At 63.3% G+C, this 354-nt stretch carries 1 protein-coding gene; it reads right to left on the bottom strand.

Going from position 1 to position 354, the window contains the following annotated elements; all coding sequences use genetic code 11:
* Positions 1 to 204: NAD(P)-binding protein (locus GV790_RS29245; RefSeq protein WP_163818052.1), on the bottom strand; the 204-nt coding region annotated here is incomplete at its 3' end.
* Between the last annotated feature and the right edge of the window lie 150 nt (positions 205 to 354).

The raw sequence follows: 354 nt of genomic DNA, 5'->3' as shown, positions 1-354 counted from the left end.
GGTGTGCAGGTCGGAGTCGGAGCGGATTCCGGGGTAGCGGAAGAGATCCCACGTGCCGCCGATGTTGTCGCGGCCCTCCAGAACGATGAGGGACTTGTTCGGAAGCTTGCGGCTGAAATACGTTGCCGCACCGATTCCCGAGATTCCCGCTCCGATGATGACGACGTCGAACTCCGCGACCCCGCTCAGTACCTCAGCTGTCATGGCTGCCAACTCCTCGTTCTTCCCGTCTTGATGGGTCCACTGTCGCCAATCCGAGACCTGGGTCACAACGACAGCGCGCACCTGTTCGAGTCGCCGGCGGTGCAACATGCACCCCCGGGTGCACGCTGCACCCGATCGGCCGAAAGGAGG

Source organism: Nocardia cyriacigeorgica, assembly GCF_010858045.1.
GTDB classification, from domain to species: Bacteria; Actinomycetota; Actinomycetes; order Mycobacteriales; family Mycobacteriaceae; genus Nocardia; species Nocardia cyriacigeorgica_E.
This window is presented reverse-complemented; position numbering and strand designations above follow the sequence as displayed.